Genomic DNA, 15,748 nt, shown 5'->3' on the forward strand with positions numbered 1-15,748 from the left:
ATTGCCTAGCCTATGTCGGCAAGTTCTTCAGGAAAGCCGCGACCGCGTCAACAAAAGCCTTGGGTTGATCGATGTTGACGGCGTGACCGGCCGCGGGGATCACGACCTTTTGTGCCCCGGGGATTTTTGCGGCCATGTAGTCGGACGCGGCCAGGAACGGAGTGTCGTCGGCACCGACCACGATCAGCGAGGGCACCTTGATGTCGGGCAGCAGTTCGATCACGCGGGCATCGCGCTGGGTCAGCATGCCGCGTGCGGCGAGGGCCAGTCCCTTCGCATTGCGATGACTGGCGGCGGCGCGCTCGGGCGTTGCCGATTTCAGGACCTCGAGGCCCTCGCGATCGAGCCGGTCGGCGGTGGCGAGCGCCCGCGCATTCCAGGCCTCGCGCGCGTCGTCCTTCTTGAAACCCGGCCCGGTGTCGATGATCAGCAGCGCGCGGGTCCGCTCCGGATGGGCGCGATAGAACGCGAGCGACATGTAGCCGCCGAGCGACAATCCGCCGATGATCGCGCGCTCCGCACCGACCGCATCGAGGATCGCCGCGATGTCACCGACCGTGAGGGCCTCGCTGTACGCGCGGGGATCGTCGGGATAGTCGGACCGGCCGTGGCCGCGCATGTCCCACAGGATCAGCTTGTGCTCCCTGGCGAGCGCATCGACCTGACCATGCCACATCGCCGACGTCGAGGAATAGCCATGGGTGAGCAGCAGCGGCGGTCCCTCGCCGTGAACCTCGTAGTAGATATTGACGCCGTCCCGATTGATCCCAGGCATGGTTTCCGTCCCTCTTGTCTCTTGCTCACTCTAGCGGCGAATGACAGCGGAGGGTGGCGTGAAACGCGAAAAATTGCCCTTTGTTATCAATGCCATTCTACTGTGCATGGGGTTGTTTTGCGGATTTCAGGTCCCGCCATCGCAACCAGAACCCGTAAAATTGCACCGAATTCCCCAAGGTTCCATTGAGCACGCCTCTTAAGGGCCGGAGAACCTGATCCGCTTAGGCTGATGCCAAATCCCGATCCCATGCTTTGGGGAAGCCATGAACGCGCCAGCCAAATCCGCCGCCAAACGCCGGCTTCTGCTCGCCTCCGACCGGAGCGACGAGAGTTCCGAGCTCGCCAGCATCCTGAAGGCGGTCGGCGACGTCTCGACGGTGACGACGCAGGACATCCCCGAAAAGCCCTCGCGCGATCTCTCCGGCCTCGTGGTCGATATCAACCTGCGCTCGCCCGAAAGCGTGCAGCGGGTGCGCAACAAGCTGCGCGGCGATGCCTATCGCTCGATGCCGCGGCTGTTCGTACTCGCGGACGCCCTCCATCACGGCACCATGCAGGCCTGGGCGTTAGGAGCTACCGACACCATCTCACGCCCGCTCCAGGCCGAGGCCATCCTGCAGCGCATTCGCGCCGCCTTCCCGGACACCGCGGCCTATGACGCGACCGATCGCGGCAAGACGCTCAACCGCGGCGTCGAGGCGGCGCATGCGGTGCTGGCGAAGATGTTCGAGAAGCTGCCGCTCGGCGTGCCCCTGACCTTCGACGACGTCATCGCGGCGGAAAGCAAGATCCTGAAGGCGATCAAGCATTCCTCGCTGCGCGAATGGCTCACCACGGTCGGCTGCCATCATGTCGGCAGCTATCGCCACTGCCTGTTCGTCACCGGCTTCGCGGTCGCCTTCGCGCAGCATCTCGGCATGCGCGAGGACGATCAGCGCCGCCTCGTCCGCGCCGCGCTGCTTCACGACGTCGGCAAGGCCTTCGTTCCCTCCGCGCTGCTCGACAAACCCGGCAAGCTCACCGACGAGGAGATGGCCGAGGTGCGCCAGCATCCGCGCCGCGGCTATGACGCGCTTGCCGCCCAGGGCGGCTTCCCGCCGGAGATGCTCGACGTGATCCTGCATCACCACGAGTTTCTCGACGGCAGCGGCTATCCGAACGGGCTGTCGTCGAACCAGATCAGCGACATCGTGCGTCTCACGACGATCGTCGACATCTACGCCGCGCTGGTCGAGAAACGCGCCTACCGCATGCCGTTTACGCATTCGCGTGCGTTCGCCATGATGGAAGGCATGAGCGGCAAGCTGGACCAGCAGCTGCTGCAGGCGTTCCGCCCGGTGGCGCTGGGGTCGTTTTAGTTCGGCATTCTCGGCTGCCGTAGGGTGGGCAAAGGCGCGTAGCGCCGTGCCCACCATATGCATCCGGATTTGAGAAAGCTGGTGGGCACGCTTCGCTTTGCCCACCCTACGGCAGTGTGCCGTTCGGCGACGCCGCTACCCCACCATCTTCCGTAGCTCCGCCTTCGCGACCTTCTCCAGCGTCGAGCGCGGCATGTCGTCGACCAGCCTGATCTCGCGCGGCACCTTGAAATCGGCAAGGCCTTTGCGGCAGGCTTCCATCACCCGATCATGCAGGTCGGGCGCGGCGCCGGCGACACCGCCCAAGGGGATGATGAAGACCACCGGCACCTCGTCCAGCATCGGGTGCGGCTTCGCCACCACGGCGGCCTCGCGCACGCCCGCTACCAGCGCGATCACCTGCTCGATCTCGGAGGCCGCGACGTTCTCGCCGCCGACCTTCAGCATGTCCTTGGCACGGTCGCCGAACTTGATGTAGCCGTTCTGGAGCCGCTCGACGCGGTCGCCGGTGAGGAAGAAGCCGTGCTCGTCGAAGCTCTCGCGCGTGGCTTTCTCATTGTGGAGATATTCGGCGAACAGCGACAGGCCGGGAATGCCCTTGATCGACAGATTGCCGGTGCCGCCGACCTCGGTCGGCCGCCCGTCGTCGTCGGTGATGCGGATCTGGTATTCGGGCGCGGCCCGGCCGATCGACATCGGGACGTTGGGCTGGTCGACCTCGCCGACGATGCCATGGGTGATGGTCTCGGTCATGCCCCACCAGCCGATCATCTTGATGCCGAAGGCGGCGAAGGCCGGCGGCTCGTTGATCGCGGTGCCCCACAGGCGGAATTTGTGGTCTTTCGGGACCTCCTGCTCCAGCAGCGCCTTCATGCAGAACGGGATCGTCGAGGTCCAGGTCGCGCCGTGCTCACGCGCGACGCCCCAGAACCGGCTCGCCGAGAAGCGCGGCTGGATCACGCAGGTGGCGCCGACCCACAGCGTGGCCAGCATGGAATAGGCCAGCGCGTTGGTGTGGAACAGCGGCAGGTAGGTCTGGTGCACGTCGCTCGCGTGCAGGTCCTCGTGCGCGGCGTTGATCTTGGCGCCCCACAGCGCGTTGGCGTGGGTCCACAGCACCGCTTTGGGTCGCGATGTCGTGCCCGAGGTGTATTGCACGCTGCATGGCGCCAGCGGATCGGTCGGGCGCCTGGGGCGGTCGGCGCTGTCGGCGAACAGCGATTCAAACCTGTCACCGCGTGAGACCGCCTCCGCAGGCGCCGCGCCGGCATCATGTGAGGTCACCGCCATCCAGCGAATGTTGCGGCAGTTCTGCGCGACGAGTTCCGCATAGGCCGGCTGGGTGATCGCGGCAACCGCGCCGCAATGATCTGCGAAATACGCGATCTCGGCCGGTGCCGAGCGCGTGTTGGTGGTGACCGCGATGGCCCCGAGCTCGACACAGGCAAACCAGGCCAGCATCGCCTCGATGCAATTGTCGAGATGAATGAGCACATACTCGCCCGGCTTCACGCCGCGCCGTACCAGCCCCGCCGCCAGCGCGCCGACACGCTCGTGAAACTCGCCATAGCTCCAGCGCCGCGCCGGCGCATCGAACGGCGCCCAAATCAGGAACGGATGATCGCGCCGGACCTCGGCGCGCATCTTGAGCAACCAGGGCACGTCGAGCCCGTCGAACGGGCCTACGATTCCCGCGGTGGTTTGTTGAAGTGGCATGGCTCCTCCCCGTGCAGCCTGCATCTTGATGGCGGCTGTCATGCGATTATTGCGTCTTCCTGCCATCGGATGACGCGGGGTGCAAATCGGGAGGCGCGACGTACGGTGCTGGGACGCCCGCGCTCGCTCCGTTGTCATTCCGGGATGGTCCGAAAGGACCAGGCCTCAGGTGCGCAATTGCGCACCGGGGAATCTCGAGATTCCGGGTCGGTGCTGCGCACCGCCCCGGAATGACGTTTCTAATCCGCGTACGACGAAATCTCGATCAGGCTGCCGTCGGGATCCCGGCAATAGACCGAGCGCAGCGTGCCGCGGGCGCCTTGCCGCGGGCCTGGACCGGCCTCGATCGCGACGCCGTGTGCACCCAGATGCGCCACCACCTCGTCCGGTGTGGCCGAGGTGAGGAAGCAGAGGTCCTCGCTGCCCGCGGTCGGGTGTGCGGCGGTGAACCACTCCACCCTGTCGGCATCGCGCTGGCGCACGTTGATCCTCTGGTTACCGAATTGAAGGAAAGTCCGCGGCGCTTTGCCGCCGCCGGGATCGAATACCTTGACTTCCATGCCGAGAATCTTGCGGTACCACTCCGCTGTCGCCGCGACGTCGCTGACATTGATCACGAGATGATCCAGGGCATGAACCTTGACCGTCATGTCTCATCCTTTCGTCATGATGCGTCCCGCGCACTTTCCGCCCGCGACGACCTTTGTTACAACCCGATCGGCTCGACCTACAAGCTATTCGACTTTCAAGAACAACACTGGGAGAACCCTTGAGATGATCACTCGCCGTACCGCGCTGGGCCTGCTCGCCGCCAGTCCGCTTGCAGCCACTCCGCTGTCGAAGGCTCTTGCCGCCGATTATCCGGCCCGGCCCGTGAAATGGGTGGTGGGCTATCCGCCGGGCGGCGCCACCGACATCCTGGCGCGGCTGATCGGCCAGCGGCTTTCGGAAAAGCTCGGCCAGCAATTCGTGGTCGAGAACAAGCCGGGTGCCGGCAACAACATCGCCACCGAATCGGTCATCAATGCCGAGCCCGACGGCTATACGCTGCAGCTGGTCAACCCGGCCAATTACATCAACGCCTCGCTCTACAAGAATCTCAAATTCAACTTCGTGAACGACATGGCGCCGGTCGCTTCGTTCCAGCGCGTGCCGAACGTGATGACCGTCAGCAAGGACGTGCCGGCCAAGAACGTCGCCGAGTTCATCGAATATGTGAAGGCCAATCCCGGCAAGGTGAACATGGCCTCGTCCGGCAACGGCACCTCGGTGCACCTCTCCGGCGAGATGTTCATGGCCATGACCGGCTGCAAGATGCAGCACGTGCCCTATCGCGGTGCGGCGCCGGCGATCACCGACATGCTCGCCGGTCAGGTGCAGGTGATCTTCGACAACATGCCCTCGATCATCCAGCACATCCGCTCTGGCTCGCTTCGTGCGATTGGCGTCACCACGGCGGAGCGCTCGCCGCAATTGCCCGACGTGCAGACGGTCGCCGAGACCGTGAAGGGCTACGAGGCCAGCGCGCTGTTCGGCATGGGTGCACCGAAGAACACGCCGAAGGACATCATTGCCAAGCTCAACGCCGAGGTCAACGCGGTGCTCAAGGAGCCCGACATGGCCAAGCGCCTGGTCGAGCTCGGCGGCGAGCCGCGGCCGCAGACTCCGGAAGCGTTCGGCGAGGAGATCAAGGCCGAGACCGAGAAGTGGCGGAAGGTGGTCGAGTTCGCCGGCCTCAAGGTCGAGTAGCGATCCCGTGACGACCGGGAATGAAGCCCTGCCGTTCGGCAGGGCTTTTTTCTTGCGCGCTTTGTTTCGTGCAGCCGCCGCCGCGGCGCGCGCGGCCCGTCGCGCCGCAATGGAGCCGCGATTTACCGCTTCGCGTCGGCCTGCTCCGTGACGTTGCACGAGAGCAGCAGCGTGTAGGCGCGGGCGTTGCCGGCGATGTCGGTGGTCTTCAGCTCGCCCTTGGGCTCCGCGGTCTGGTAGGGCACCACGGAATTGTCGAGGAAGTCGCGCAGCACGCCGGTCTTGATGGCGAAGTTGATGTTCTCGGGAATGTCGCCGGTCATGGCCGCGATCCGCAATCCCGGGATCTTGCCGGTGACCACGCCCACGATCTGGCCGGTGGTGTCGAACAGCGGGCCGCCGCTGTTGCCCGGCTGCACGGGAGCGCTGATCTGCAGGAAACGCGTGTCGTTGCGCATGCCGCTGAGCGAGCTCACGATCCCGGTCGTCACTCTCAAGTCCGAGCTGAGCAACCCGTGGTAGGGAAAGCCGATCGCGACGACGGAATCGCCGGCGCGGAACGAGCGGTCGCGAATGCGGGCGAAATCCTTGAACGTCGCCGTCGGCGGCGCCTGAAGCAAGGCGAGATCATTGTTGGCGTCGGCCGAAACGACGCGCAGCACCATCGCGGCCTCGCCGGTGAGGTGGCCCTTGATGTCGCCGACGCAGCCACTGATCACGTGATTGTTGGTGACGATGTGCCCGCTCGCGCTCACGACGAAGCCGGTGCCGGCCTGCGATTTGGCGGACTTGCCGGCAGCAGGAGGCGGCGTCTGCTTGTCCGGCGCGGCCTGCGGCCGGGCGGCAACCTTTGCAAAGTCGCCGGCCTTGTCCAGTCCGTCGGCCTTGACTCGCGTCACGCAATTGGTGACCGCGGCGATCAAGGGCGCAGTTGACGTCAGACTGAACTGAAACGGCGTGCCTCTCGCCACCGCCACCATCAGGCTCGCCTTCTGGAAAGCACGCGCGACGCTCGTGGGCAGAACGGCCGAGACCATCACCTCGGACAATGCGGTCGCGAACAGCCTGACCTCGGCCTGACCGTCGAAAGTCACGTCGATCGTCAGGTTCTCGCCCTTCTTGAAGCGAAACGCCGGATTGGCGAAGCCGAGCAGCCACGCGTTGTTCGAATCCTGGCCGACCAGCAGCGTTATGCCGTTGGCGTAGGGCGTGCTCGCGGCGCAGTGGGAGAATGCGCCGGTGGAATCATTGGTGTAGGCGCCGCCGTTCCAATTGCCGACGTGGATGGTGCCGAAAGGCCCCGCCGCATGAGCGAGACCGGCGAGCATCGCCTGGGAAACTAGCGCAACGATGAATGACCTAGGCCACATACTCGACCCCCGGGAATTTCTTGGCTACATCTTATCCGGGGCAGACGGGGGGCGCGCAACCGGCAGTTGTCCGTTCGGGCCGCGCGTCCCCGCAGCGGTTTTCGGACTTGCGTTTACTTTGCGTCGCTATATACTTTGCAATACAAAGTAACGGGGCTGCGGTCCTGTGAGGCGTGAGCGGAACGAGGCTTCGGCGTTGCCAATGCGCGATCTCGACAAGGCCCTGGCCGACATCGTGGCGATCCGCAGCCAGATCGCGGCCGGCACGGCGTTCCGCGGATACGGCCCGGCGACGATGGCCGCGACCGGTGCCGTCGCGCTCATCACGGCGGTGCTGCAATTCTGGCTGCTCGGCGATCCCACGGCTGAGCCGCTCGGCTTCTTCGTCGGCTGGTTCGTCGCCGCCGCGCTGTCCGTCCTGATGATCGGAATCGAGATGCGCGCGCGTTCGCGCCGCCATCATTCGGGTCTGGCCGACGCCATGATTCATCAGGCGGTTGAGCAGTTCCTGCCCGCGGGCGTTGCCGGCGTGCTGCTCGCGGTGGTGATGTGGAAGTTCGCGGCCGAGACGTTGTGGCTCCTGCCGGGCCTGTGGCAGATCCTGGTGTCGATCGGCATTTTCGCCTCCGTCCGCTCGCTGCCGCGCCCCGTGGCGCTCGCCGGCGCCTGGTATTTCGTGTCCGGCTTTTCGGTGGTGGTGATCGCGAGCCAGACCCACACGCTGTCGCCATGGACCATGGGCCTGCCATTCCTGATCGGGCAGTCGCTAATGGCGGCCATTCTGCATGTCGCATCCGGAGACCATGATGTCGAAGACTGACAGCGCACCCTTCTCCTACGAAGGGCTCGACCGCGTGATCCACGAGAAGGCGAGGCTCGGGCTTCTGACCTCGCTGATGGCGCATCCCAAGGGGCTGGCCTTTGCCGACCTCAAGCAGCTGTGCGGCCTCACCGACGGCAATCTCAGCCGGCACCTTGCCGTGCTCCAGGAGGCCGGCCTCGTCGACGTGACCAAGGGCTACGAGGGCAACCGTCCGCACACCACCTGCCGCCTCACCAAGTCCGGACGCCGCCGTTTCCTCGATTATCTTGCCGTGCTGGAACGCCTGGTGCGCGACGCCGCCAGGGCCGCCGGCCGCGAGGCGCCGCCGCTCGGCCGCCTCGGCATCGTCTCGACCTGATCCTTCCCTTTTTTTGACCGGAGACTTTGCAATGCAAAGTGATGCGTCCCATAGCGAGAAGCTTCATGTCGGTATCATCATGGACGGCAACGGGAGATGGGCGACACGGCGCGGCCTGTCGCGCGTGCGCGGCCACGAGGCCGGCGTCGAGACCATCCGTCGCATCGTCGAGGCCGCGCCCAAGCAGGGCATCGGCACGCTGACGCTCTACGCCTTCTCCACCGACAATTGGCGGAGGCCAAAGGCCGAGGTAGCCGCATTGATGACCTTGCTGCGCTTCTATCTCGCCAACGAGGTGCAGAGCCTGGTCAAGAACGGCGTGCGGCTCACCGTGATCGGCCGCCGCGATCGCCTGCCTGAAGGCATCGCCAGCGCGATCGCGCAGGCCGAACAGGCCACCGCCGGCGGCGCCACGCTGCATTTGCGTATCGCGGTCGATTATTCCGCGCGTGATGCCATCCTCAATGCCGCGGCGAAGGCGGCGGCGCTGACCAGCCTCACCCGCGAAGCCTTCTCGCAGCTCGTCACCGGCGAAGCCGGCCTGCGCGACGTCGATCTCATCATCCGCACCTCGGGCGAGAAGCGGCTCTCGGACTTCCTGCTCTGGGAAGGGGCCTATGCCGAGCTGCACTTCACCGAGCGGATGTGGCCCGAGTTCGATGCCGGCGATCTTGCCGCGGCGCTGGCCTCCTTCCACGGCCGCGAGCGCCGCTTTGGCGGCCTCCAGGCGATCCTGCCGGAGGAGGTGCCGTCACTCTCCCGTGTGTGACGCGCTTTCAGTGGCGCAGACGGTCAGTTGCCGGCGGATTCCAGGATTCCTCGATCGGCCAGTGTCCTGGCAAGCTGCTCGGTGTAGATGATCCGTCCCCACCGGTGAAAATGCGACGGATAATGCGCAAAGAGGATATCCAGCATGACGGCCGGGGTATCCAGAAACTGCGATGGATCAAGGCCAAGGCGAGCCGCAATTTTCCTGCCGGCGTCGGTGTGGAAGCTCTGCGGGCCGCCCTGAGCATTGACCGAATTGACCGGCGCGATCACAAGATAGACCTTTGAGCGATCGAGCTTCGAAAGCGTTGCGGACAGAGAGTCGAGTGCCTTTTCGAATTCCGCGTTCATCACGAACGGTTTTGAGTCGGGTAGCGGCCTGAGAAGAGTGTGACCGGCCAGCGTGGCTCTGAAAGCTTTCAGCGAAGGTTCATTGAGCATCCGGTTGGGCTCAATTGCGCTGCCATGCTCGCGCCAAATGGTCGAAATGAACTGGTCCTTGCCGCCGTAGTAGACCGCATAAGCGCCCGGGAGCGGGTTGTACACCGCCCGCTCCATCAGCAGCCGGATAAATTCGAGCCCGCCGGCCGGAAACGTCAGGACGGAAGGAGCTTCGAAATGGTCCGTCCTGATGAACGCCGGCCACTCGTTCCATCTTGGATCGCGCTCGAATTGGACGGGATTGAACACCAGAACGAGCTTCCGAGGCTGGCGTCCGCGAGCGATCATCTTGTCGAGCATCGCAGCGTAGCCATCCGGGCCGACGAACCCGATGGTGCAGAACGATTCGACCTTCGATCCCGGAAACGCCTGCAAGAGGGTCGGGACGTGAACCCCGAAAAGGCACGAGCTGTCGCCGAGAAAGGCGAGATCGGAGGTCGGCAGCCGCTCCGAACGCCTGATCTGCTCGAGCACGATATAGGTCTCGATCCCGCGCGACCATTGATGCTTGCTCTGCTGGTAGATGTAATGCGCGCTAGCGAGGATGAGTGCGGTCAAAACCGCGACTGGAACAAATTTGCGCGCCACGGTCTGGACCGCATGGCTCAGCGGCCATTTTTCGATCGCCTGGATCGTGCGCTTCAGCATGGCTAGAACTGAAAGTAGATGAAGGTGGCGTTGACATGCCCGGACGCCGCGATGGTCACGGCCGCCAGAGCCGCAAACAGCGGATATCTCATCCACGCAGGTCGGTGAAGCAGGAAGTAGTCACCGCGCAACTGTAGCTGCCATTCCAGGAGCATCAACGGGCCGGCCAACGACAGAATTGCCAGCACGATGGCGCTGTGCACCGGCGCCCATTCCCAGTTCGCGAGAGCGCTCAGCATGCCGACCAGCAAGGTCCAATTGGCGGCTCGAAAGAGGAACCAGCCGACAAACACGACCAGCATCGTCACGACCCAGCCAGCGGCGCGAGCCGCCTTTGACGACGGCGCGTCTCCGCCCGGCACCATGCGCCATAGCGCGAGAGCTGCGCCATGAAGCAGCCCCCAAAGCACGAAAGTCCAGGATGCGCCGTGCCAGAGGCCTCCCAATGCCATGGTCAGCATCAGATTCCGGTTCGTGATCGCCGCGCCGTGGCGGTTGCCCCCGAGCGGGATATACAAATAGTCCCGCAGCCATGTGCTGAGGCTGATGTGCCAGCGTCGCCAGAACTCGCTGATCGAAACCGACCAATAAGGGTAACGGAAATTCCAAATCAGCTCGAAGCCGAACAGCAGTGCGACGCCTTTTGCGATCAGGCTGTATCCGTTGAAATCGGCATAGATCTGGATGCCGAATGCGATCGTAGCGAGCACGACCGACCAGCCAAAGGGCTGATCCGGAATGAAGAGCGTGTCGACGATCACCGCCAGGCTATCCGCCACCACGATCTTCATGGCATAGCCGTAGATCAGGAGCCAGAGCGCGCGCTCGGCGTGGTCGGCCGTGAATTGGCGCGGCTTGGAAAATTGATCAAGGAGATTGCTGGCTCTTTCGATCGGTCCCGCCACGAGTTGCGGGAAGAACGCCTTGAAGGCGAGAAACTTGACGAGGCTTCTCTCCGCGACATGTCTGCCGCGATAGACGTCCACCACATAGGCGATGCCCTGGAAAGTGATGAAGGAGATGCCGAGCGGCAAGACGATGTGCAATGTCGGCAGGTTCGGACGGAGCCCCGCGCGCTGCGCAAGCGTCGCGAACGAATCGACGAAGAAGTTGAAACATTTGAATATCGCGAGAACGAGCATCGCCGCCGCGACCGCGGCAAGAACCAGAAGCTTTCGGGTGTGTTCGTGAGGGGTCGCGGCGATCAGGATCGCCGCAGCGTAATTGACGATGGAAATTCCGATCAGCAAGGGCAGGAAGCGCCAGTCCCACCAGCCGTAAAATACGTAGCTTGCCGTCAATATGATCAGATTCTGGACCGGGAGCCTGGAAGTCGCGTGGTATAGCAGGAAGGTCGCGGCGACGAGACAGAGGAACGCGACGGTGACAAAGGACATTGCAGGAATAAGTCACATTATTGGGCTGCGACACCGCTCGTCGTTCCGCTCCGTCGGAAAACGATACGGGCGGAGGTGCAACCGGGATCGCGCAATCGATCACAGTCCGGGGAAAGCGGCGACTGATGCCTATTTACTACCGCAACATCCAATAGCAACTTTGAGGCGAAATCAACCGTTTCGGCCGTGCGCGGGCTCTCGGAGGGTGCGCCCCTGGGACGCACACCCGACAATCTGCGCCCTGGGCGCATCATCATCACGGACTTCACCTCCGCGGTGCTGGACCTGTGGCGCGAATTCTGATGTCGTGACGGGCCCTCAACCGCTCGTGTCCGCATGCCCTCCTTCAAGACCATTCGCGCCCGTGCCGAGAAACGCAAGGGCGGGCCCAAGGCCCTGGAAAAGCTGATGCCGGAAAAGCCCGACCTGAAGCGTCTGGCCAAGCTCGGCGACGATCGCATCCTGGCCGAGATGACCAAGCGGGTGTTCTGCGCCGGTTTCGCCTGGAGCGTAATCGATTCGAAATGGGATGGCTTTGAAGAGGCCTTCCTGCATTTCCAGCCGGCCACGCTCAGCTTCCAGCCGGAAGATTATTGGGAAGGCCTGTTGCGCGACGTGCGCATCGTGCGCAACGGGGCCAAGATCATGTCGGTGCGCGACAACGCCGCGTTCGTCCAGGAGATCGCGAAGGAGCATGGCAGCTTCGGCAAGTTTCTGGCGAAATGGCCGCCGTCCAACCAGATCGGCCTGCTCGATCTCCTGACCCGGCGCGGCAGCCGTCTCGGCGGCAACACCGGCCAGATGTTGCTGCGCTTCGTCGGCTGGGACGGCTTTGTGACGTCCAAGGACGTCGTCGTTTGCCTGCGCGATGCCGGTCTCGACATTGCAGAAGAGGTCAAGTCGAAGGGCGATCTCGCCAAGGTGCAGGCGCAATTCAACACCTGGGCCGAGGAAACCGGCCTGCCCTACACTTATCTATCGCGCATCTGCGCGCTCTCGGTGGGCGAGAACCGCAGCGAATAGTCTGTGCATAGCTCACCGACAGATCGTGTGCATCCTGTGGCGATCTCGTGCCGTGAGCGCGGCAGATGCGAACGCGCGATCACAAAATGCATTTCGCCGGAACATTTGTCTGCAGCACCTGTTCGGGCTTGAGCCAGGCGGACAAAGGCGCAGGGAACGCGCGCTCCCGCTCAGGCCAACGAAACCGGACACAGAACGGAGCAGCTCATGAAGCTCACATCCGAACAGGTGAAGCAGACCGTCAACCAGCTTGGCGCCCAGGTGCTGCCTGACGAACATCCCGCCATGCCGCAGCTCAACAGCATGTTCGGCGAGCATACCTTCTTCGTCGACGAAATGGGCCTCAAGGTGCTCGAGCCCACTGCGTCGCCCGGCGCCGATCGCCAGAGCGGTGAAGTCGTCAGCCTCGCCGATTGGGGCGATTCCGACCTGACCCGCCTGATGGCGCACGAGCCCGAGCCGACCGGCGTGATCGTGGTGTTCGAGCATATGCGGCATTGAATGTGACACGGGTGCTGCCTAGGCTTGCTCGGCCTCTCCCGCTTGCGGGAGAGGCCGGCGCGCTCGCAGAGCGCGGCGGGTGAGGGCTCTCGCCACGCAGGGACGTCCTCAGTTGTTCTCGATCACCTTGCGCTTCCAGCCAGCGGCAGCGTCAGCTGCGGCTCCGCGTCGTCGCCGGCCTGGAGGGCGGACAACGAAACCCCCAGCAGCCTGACGCGCTTTCCGAGCGGCATCTCTGCCTCGAGCAGGCCGCAGGCCAGCCGCTCCAGATCGTCCCGTCCCCTGACTGCGGCCAGGACGGACCTGCTGCGCGTGATGATCTCAAAGTCGGCGAACTTGATCTTCAGGGTGACGGTGCGGCCGCGATTGCCGGTCGCCTCGCAATGGCGCCAGACCTTGTCGACGAGAGGTCTGAGCTCGGCGGCCAGCGCGTCATATTCGGCCAGATCGGTCGAGAACGTGTTCTCCGCGCCGATGGACTTGCGAATCCGGTTGGCCCGAACCGGCCGTTCGTCGACGCCGCGCGAGATCCAGTAATAATAGGCGCCCGACTTGCCGAAATTCGCATTCATGAATTCCAGTGTCTGGTTGCGGATGTCGAGGCCGGTGAACAGGCCGAGCGAATTCATCTTGGCGGCAGTCGCCGGCCCGATGCCGTGAAACTTGCCGACCGGCAGCGTCTCGACGAAAGCCGGTCCCATCTCCGGCGCGATCACGAACTGCCCGTTGGGCTTGCGATGATCGGAGGCGAGCTTGGCCAGAAACTTGTTGTAGGAGATGCCGGCCGACGCGTTGAGGCCGGTTTCGGCCTTGATCTTCTCGCGGATCCGCAGCGCGATGTCCCGCGCCAGCGGGATACCTTGCAGATTTTCCGTCACGTCGAGATAGGCCTCGTCGAGCGACAACGGTTCGATGATCGGCGTGTGCTCGGCGAAGATGTCGCGGATCTGCCTGGAGATCGCCTTGTAGACCTCGAAGCGCGGCCTGACGAAGATCAGGTCGGGACATTGCCGCTTCGCCGTCACCGATGGCATGGCGGAGCGAACGCCGAACTTGCGCGCCTCGTAGCTGGCGGCCGCGACCACGCCGCGTTCCGCCGAGCCTCCGACCGCAACCGGCTTTCCGCGCAGCTCCGGATTGTCGCGTTGTTCCACCGACGCGTAGAAAGCATCCATGTCGATATGGATGATCTTGCGCACCGGCGAGGCCTCGCCAGTCACCTTGTCGGATTCGCTCATGGAAAGATGATACAATTGCACCATGAGAAGCGCGAGGCGAGGGATGCTGCAGTTGTTGGTCTTCGTGGTGGGCGTGGTCGGCATGGGCTGGCTGATCGGCGTGACCAATCCGCCGGGCGACTGGTATGCCGGCCTCGCCAAGCCGGGCTTCGTGCCGCCGAACTGGGCGTTCCCGGTGGCCTGGACCATTCTCTACGTCATGATCGCCATCGCGGGCTGGCGGACCTTTCGGCGTGACCCCTCCGGCAAAGCGATGCTGGCCTGGGCGACGCAACTGGCGCTCAATTTCGCCTGGTCGCCGGTGATGTTCACGATGCACCAGATCGGCGCCGCGCTCGCCATCCTGATTTGCCTGTTCGTTGCGATCGTCACCTATATCGGCCTCGAGCTGTCACGTGACAGACTGGCGGCGGCGTTGTTCGTGCCTTATGCGGCCTGGGTCGGTTTTGCCGGCGTGCTCAACGCGGCGATCTGGCGCTTGAATTGAGAACTGCACCAGCCGCTATATTGGTGAGTCGCGTTGACCCGTGGCAGACCTCCGATTTGGCTGCGGCGCTCGCGCTCACGCCGACCTTCGCGAAAGTGCTTTCCACAACAAGTATACACCTAACAAGATCATCACGATTGGCATAAGCGGCCATTGCAGCGAAAGAAGCTCCCATACGCCCGCTGCCAAAAGGATCAGCCCAACTGAGATGCCAAACGCTTCTATCTTTAAGTCGGACATCCACCGCAGCACCTGTGCGCCAAGCACCACAAAGCTGCTGACAACGAGAAACCAAGCCCAAGGAACACCGGCGAGCATGACAACGCCCACCCAGATGAAGAACACTGCCCACGCGGCGGAATCGATTTGACGGGCGCTGTTGGGGCTGGGAAATTGGGTCATATCCGGCTGGGTGATGGACATAATGCACCTCCGTGACGCTCATGAAGACTGCCGCACTCAGGCTGGCACCCTGTTGATTTGGGTCAAAGACGGCGACCCTCGCGCAGGAAGGGGAGGGCAACAGGCCCGGCATTCGATGACGAGCCGCTGCCCAATGCGCGAACGTTCGAACACCGCGCCCCCGCTTTCTTGGCGTGATGTCCTGCTCGCAACGTCTCAGCAGGTCGGCAATCGTTAGACGCTTCAGGCTCTTTGATGTCGGTGCGCAGCGCGGTCTGTCGATCGCTCCTTCTCCCTCGCGCACGTGGCCGCATCTCCTCGCGTCACGATCGACTTGGACAGCGCGGGATAAACCACTCGGCCCACCTCAGCTTGCCGAGTCTCGCTTCTCTTTCGGATGGTTGGGATGATTTCGTCCAGCCGTGACAGGGCTGTGACGGATTGATTTTCGCGCGATATCAGAGGCGAAGAGCGTCGAGCGAAACACCAGTTTATACAACCGGTTATCTGGCGCACCCGACACGATTCGAACGTGTGACCTTTGCCTTCGGAGGGCAACGCTCTATCCAGCTGAGCTACGGGTGCTAGTCGAGGTTCATTTAGCCGATTGCCGAGGGGGGAGCAACCGCTTCTCGCCGCAATGGGCCTTAAGCCGTCTCGCGCCGGAAAGCGCCCGGAACCGCTGCGGCCTG

16 protein-coding genes and 1 tRNA gene are annotated in these 15,748 nt (G+C 63.7%); 8 read left to right on the forward strand and 9 right to left on the reverse strand.

Translation table 11 applies throughout. From position 1 onward, the window contains the following. Window positions 1-10: 10 nt before the first annotated feature. On the reverse strand, window positions 11-775 hold the full coding sequence (locus WI560_RS00980; RefSeq protein ID WP_375306537.1) for an alpha/beta fold hydrolase: 765 nt from the start codon (window positions 773-775) through the stop codon (window positions 11-13). A gap of 265 nt (window positions 776-1,040) precedes the next feature. Between WI560_RS00980 and WI560_RS00985 the strand changes: the two genes are divergently transcribed. Then, window positions 1,041-2,135: an HD-GYP domain-containing protein gene (locus tag WI560_RS00985; protein WP_028133695.1), complete on the forward strand. Its 1,095-nt coding sequence runs from the start codon at window positions 1,041-1,043 to the stop codon at window positions 2,133-2,135. A 135-nt stretch (window positions 2,136-2,270) separates the two neighbouring features. Here WI560_RS00985 and WI560_RS00990 read toward each other — a convergent pair whose 3' ends face one another. Then, complete coding sequence (locus tag WI560_RS00990) at window positions 2,271-3,851, reverse strand: AMP-binding protein (protein WP_375306538.1); 1,581 nt, start codon at window positions 3,849-3,851, stop codon at window positions 2,271-2,273. 239 nt (window positions 3,852-4,090) lie between these two features. Then, on the reverse strand, window positions 4,091-4,501 hold the full coding sequence (locus WI560_RS00995; protein WP_375306539.1) for a VOC family protein: 411 nt from the start codon (window positions 4,499-4,501) through the stop codon (window positions 4,091-4,093). A gap of 124 nt (window positions 4,502-4,625) precedes the next feature. Between WI560_RS00995 and WI560_RS01000 the strand changes: the two genes are divergently transcribed. After that, window positions 4,626-5,600, forward strand: coding sequence for a Bug family tripartite tricarboxylate transporter substrate binding protein (locus WI560_RS01000; RefSeq protein WP_375306540.1), 975 nt, complete (start codon window positions 4,626-4,628; stop codon window positions 5,598-5,600). 122 nt (window positions 5,601-5,722) lie between these two features. Here the strand turns inward: WI560_RS01000 and WI560_RS01005 are convergent, their stop codons facing one another. After that, a complete protein-coding gene (locus WI560_RS01005; RefSeq protein ID WP_375306541.1) occupies window positions 5,723-6,970 on the reverse strand; it encodes a S1C family serine protease in 1,248 nt (415 codons plus the stop codon). A 202-nt stretch (window positions 6,971-7,172) separates the two neighbouring features. Between WI560_RS01005 and WI560_RS01010 the strand changes: the two genes are divergently transcribed. Genes WI560_RS01010 through WI560_RS01020 form a run of 3 tightly spaced genes read left to right on the forward strand, consistent with a single transcriptional unit; the run spans window position 7,173 to window position 8,920 of the window. Continuing rightward, window positions 7,173-7,790 carry a hypothetical protein gene (locus tag WI560_RS01010; protein WP_375306542.1) on the forward strand — a complete coding sequence of 206 codons (618 nt, stop codon included), beginning with the start codon at window positions 7,173-7,175 and terminating at the stop codon, window positions 7,788-7,790. Continuing rightward, complete coding sequence (locus WI560_RS01015) at window positions 7,777-8,151, forward strand: transcriptional regulator (RefSeq protein WP_257197220.1); 375 nt, start codon at window positions 7,777-7,779, stop codon at window positions 8,149-8,151. Before WI560_RS01010 ends, WI560_RS01015 begins: the two co-directional genes overlap by 14 nt. Before the next feature lie 31 nt (window positions 8,152-8,182). Further along, the gene (locus WI560_RS01020; protein WP_257178944.1) at window positions 8,183-8,920 is read left to right on the forward strand and encodes a di-trans,poly-cis-decaprenylcistransferase; all 738 of its coding nucleotides are present in this window, start codon (window positions 8,183-8,185) and stop codon (window positions 8,918-8,920) included. Between the two features lie 23 nt (window positions 8,921-8,943). On the opposite strand, the gene WI560_RS01025 is transcribed toward WI560_RS01020, so the two are convergent. Next, window positions 8,944-10,008, reverse strand: a complete 1,065-nt coding sequence (locus tag WI560_RS01025) for a hypothetical protein (RefSeq protein ID WP_375306543.1) — start codon at window positions 10,006-10,008, stop codon at window positions 8,944-8,946. Window positions 10,009-10,010: 2 nt separating this feature from the next. Beyond that, a complete protein-coding gene (locus WI560_RS01030; RefSeq protein ID WP_375306544.1) occupies window positions 10,011-11,150 on the reverse strand; it encodes an MBOAT family O-acyltransferase in 1,140 nt (379 codons plus the stop codon). A 591-nt stretch (window positions 11,151-11,741) separates the two neighbouring features. Here WI560_RS01030 and WI560_RS01035 point away from each other — a divergent pair. Together WI560_RS01035 and WI560_RS01040 are read left to right on the forward strand one after the other, a co-directional pair. Beyond that, window positions 11,742-12,428, forward strand: coding sequence for a DNA-3-methyladenine glycosylase I (locus WI560_RS01035; RefSeq protein WP_375306545.1), 687 nt, complete (start codon window positions 11,742-11,744; stop codon window positions 12,426-12,428). A gap of 207 nt (window positions 12,429-12,635) precedes the next feature. Beyond that, on the forward strand, window positions 12,636-12,929 hold the full coding sequence (locus tag WI560_RS01040; RefSeq protein WP_257178941.1) for a hypothetical protein: 294 nt from the start codon (window positions 12,636-12,638) through the stop codon (window positions 12,927-12,929). Window positions 12,930-13,051: 122 nt separating this feature from the next. Here WI560_RS01040 and dinB read toward each other — a convergent pair whose 3' ends face one another. Further along, on the reverse strand, window positions 13,052-14,167 hold the full coding sequence (gene dinB, locus WI560_RS01045; protein WP_375306546.1) for a DNA polymerase IV: 1,116 nt from the start codon (window positions 14,165-14,167) through the stop codon (window positions 13,052-13,054). Window positions 14,168-14,210: 43 nt separating this feature from the next. On the opposite strand from dinB, the gene WI560_RS01050 reads away from it, so the two are divergent. Continuing rightward, entirely contained in the window at window positions 14,211-14,654 is a 444-nt protein-coding gene (locus WI560_RS01050; RefSeq protein ID WP_375306547.1) for a TspO/MBR family protein, read from the forward strand. A 75-nt stretch (window positions 14,655-14,729) separates the two neighbouring features. Here WI560_RS01050 and WI560_RS01055 read toward each other — a convergent pair whose 3' ends face one another. Both WI560_RS01055 and WI560_RS01060 read right to left on the reverse strand, forming a co-directional pair. Further along, on the reverse strand, window positions 14,730-15,077 hold the full coding sequence (locus WI560_RS01055; protein WP_375306548.1) for a hypothetical protein: 348 nt from the start codon (window positions 15,075-15,077) through the stop codon (window positions 14,730-14,732). A gap of 487 nt (window positions 15,078-15,564) precedes the next feature. Further along, a tRNA-Arg gene (locus WI560_RS01060) sits at window positions 15,565-15,641 on the reverse strand. Between the last annotated feature and the right edge of the window lie 107 nt (window positions 15,642-15,748).

The organism is Bradyrhizobium sp. A11 (assembly GCF_042077125.1).
GTDB classification, from domain to species: Bacteria; Pseudomonadota; Alphaproteobacteria; order Rhizobiales; family Xanthobacteraceae; genus Bradyrhizobium; species Bradyrhizobium japonicum_B.